At 62.7% G+C, this 2,699-nt stretch carries 2 protein-coding genes; both read left to right on the top strand.

Annotated features, from left to right (window positions below; genetic code table 11):
• The first annotated feature begins 55 nt into the window (after window positions 1-55).
• Window positions 56-1,288, top strand: coding sequence for an IS481 family transposase (locus IEN85_RS11580; RefSeq protein WP_191617113.1), 1,233 nt, complete (start codon window positions 56-58; stop codon window positions 1,286-1,288).
• Window positions 1,289-1,436: 148 nt separating this feature from the next.
• Window positions 1,437-2,669 carry an IS481 family transposase gene (locus IEN85_RS11585; protein WP_191617113.1) on the top strand — a complete coding sequence of 411 codons (1,233 nt, stop codon included), beginning with the start codon at window positions 1,437-1,439 and terminating at the stop codon, window positions 2,667-2,669.
• The last annotated feature ends 30 nt before the right edge of the window (window positions 2,670-2,699 follow it).

Here is a 2,699-nt window from a genome sequence, read left to right on the forward strand (position 1 = left end):
GTCTGGTCAAGATACATGGTTAACAGGTGTTAACAGACATGGTTAACACTTCTGTATGCCGTGGATGGAGACCGATAAGATAACCCAAAGAAGAGATTTCGTCTTCCTGGCATCGAAGCCTGGAGCGAACAAACGCGAGCTGATCCGCCGTTTCGGCATAAGCCCGCCGACTGCCTACAAGTGGCTGGAGCGCTACCGCAAGGAAGGCTTGCCTGGTCTGGAGGACCGCTCGCGTCGGCCGGCGGGGCAGCCCAACAAGAGCTGCCCCGAGGTGGAGAGGAAGGTCTTGGAGCTTCGCCGCAAGCACGACTGCTGGGGAGCGCGCAAGCTGCGCCGCCTGCTGCAAAACGCCGGGGAAAAGGAGCTTCCCTCGGCGACCACCGTGCACAACATCATCCGCCGCGCCGGCTTGCTCGGCCAAGGCTCTCGCCCGTGCGTGGCGCCCAGGAGCTTCGAGCGTTCGCAGCCCAACGAGCTTTGGCAGATGGACTTCAAGGGGCACTTCGAGATGGCCGGGTCGAAGCGCTGCCACCCGCTCACCGCCTGCGACGACCACTCCCGCTTCAACCTCATCCTCAAGGCCTGCGAGGACGAGAGGACCTCCACGGTGCAGGAATGCCTGCTGTCATGCTTCGGCAAGTACGGGCTGCCTTGGGCCATCCTCTGCGACAACGGTTCGCCCTGGGGGCGGGGGTTCGGGGCGGCCAGCGAGCTGGAGGCCTGGCTGCTGCGCCTGGGGGTGGAGACGATCCACGGCCGCCCCCTGCACCCCCAGACGCAAGGCAAGGAGGAACGCTTCCACCAGACCCTCAAGCACGAGCTGCTGGGCAGGACCACGCTGTGGCGCGACCTCGAGCATTGCGACCGGGAGTTCGCCCGGTTTCGCGAGACCTACAACCACGTCCGCCCGCACCGCTCGCTCGATCTCGACTGCCCCGCCGACCGCTACCGCGCCTCGGAGCGAGCCTTGCCCGCGACCATACCCCACTGCCTGAGCTTCTACGGCGAGGCCGAGCAGGTGCGCAAGGTGAAGAGCAAAGGCGACCTGATGTTCAAGGGACGCAGCTTCTTCATCGGAAGGGCCTTCATCGGGGAAAGCGTGGCGATAAACCAGTTCGACGATCTTCGCTGGGAAGTTTTCTACTGCTGGAAAAGCTTGGGGATGATCGACCTGAGCCGCGCGACCAAGCCTAGAAACAACTACAACGCGCTTCTTGCTCCCCCTGGACGCCTAGGCGTCCAGGGGGAGCAAGAAGCCCACCTGAAAAGCGTTAACCATGTACCTTAACATGTGTTAACTATGTCCTTGCGCTAAACACTTGCGGCACGCCGCGTTGCGGGAGAAACGTGATGAATAGGGCTCTGCGGCGTGTCGCAAGTGGTCTGGTCAAGATACATGGTTAACAGGTGTTAACAGACATGGTTAACACTTCTGTATGCCGTGGATGGAGACCGATAAGATAACCCAAAGAAGAGATTTCGTCTTCCTGGCATCGAAGCCTGGAGCGAACAAACGCGAGCTGATCCGCCGTTTCGGCATAAGCCCGCCGACTGCCTACAAGTGGCTGGAGCGCTACCGCAAGGAAGGCTTGCCTGGTCTGGAGGACCGCTCGCGTCGGCCGGCGGGGCAGCCCAACAAGAGCTGCCCCGAGGTGGAGAGGAAGGTCTTGGAGCTTCGCCGCAAGCACGACTGCTGGGGAGCGCGCAAGCTGCGCCGCCTGCTGCAAAACGCCGGGGAAAAGGAGCTTCCCTCGGCGACCACCGTGCACAACATCATCCGCCGCGCCGGCTTGCTCGGCCAAGGCTCTCGCCCGTGCGTGGCGCCCAGGAGCTTCGAGCGTTCGCAGCCCAACGAGCTTTGGCAGATGGACTTCAAGGGGCACTTCGAGATGGCCGGGTCGAAGCGCTGCCACCCGCTCACCGCCTGCGACGACCACTCCCGCTTCAACCTCATCCTCAAGGCCTGCGAGGACGAGAGGACCTCCACGGTGCAGGAATGCCTGCTGTCATGCTTCGGCAAGTACGGGCTGCCTTGGGCCATCCTCTGCGACAACGGTTCGCCCTGGGGGCGGGGGTTCGGGGCGGCCAGCGAGCTGGAGGCCTGGCTGCTGCGCCTGGGGGTGGAGACGATCCACGGCCGCCCCCTGCACCCCCAGACGCAAGGCAAGGAGGAACGCTTCCACCAGACCCTCAAGCACGAGCTGCTGGGCAGGACCACGCTGTGGCGCGACCTCGAGCATTGCGACCGGGAGTTCGCCCGGTTTCGCGAGACCTACAACCACGTCCGCCCGCACCGCTCGCTCGATCTCGACTGCCCCGCCGACCGCTACCGCGCCTCGGAGCGAGCCTTGCCCGCGACCATACCCCACTGCCTGAGCTTCTACGGCGAGGCCGAGCAGGTGCGCAAGGTGAAGAGCAAAGGCGACCTGATGTTCAAGGGACGCAGCTTCTTCATCGGAAGGGCCTTCATCGGGGAAAGCGTGGCGATAAACCAGTTCGACGATCTTCGCTGGGAAGTTTTCTACTGCTGGAAAAGCTTGGGGATGATCGACCTGAGCCGCGCGACCAAGCCTAGAAACAACTACAACGCGCTTCTTGCTCCCCCTGGACGCCTAGGCGTCCAGGGGGAGCAAGAAGCCCACCTGAAAAGCGTTAACCATGTACCTTAACATGTGTTAACTATGTCCTTGCGCTAAACA

Source organism: Pelagicoccus enzymogenes (genome assembly GCF_014803405.1).
Classification (GTDB): domain Bacteria; phylum Verrucomicrobiota; class Verrucomicrobiia; order Opitutales; family Opitutaceae; genus Pelagicoccus; species Pelagicoccus enzymogenes.

What these genes read in the sequence shown, in the direction of transcription:
- IEN85_RS11585 (WP_191617113.1), top strand. Translation starts at nt 1,437, where the DNA reads ATGCCGTGGATGGAGACCGATAAGATAACCCAAAGAAGAGATTTCGTC.
- IEN85_RS11580 (WP_191617113.1), top strand. Translation starts at nt 56, where the DNA reads ATGCCGTGGATGGAGACCGATAAGATAACCCAAAGAAGAGATTTCGTC.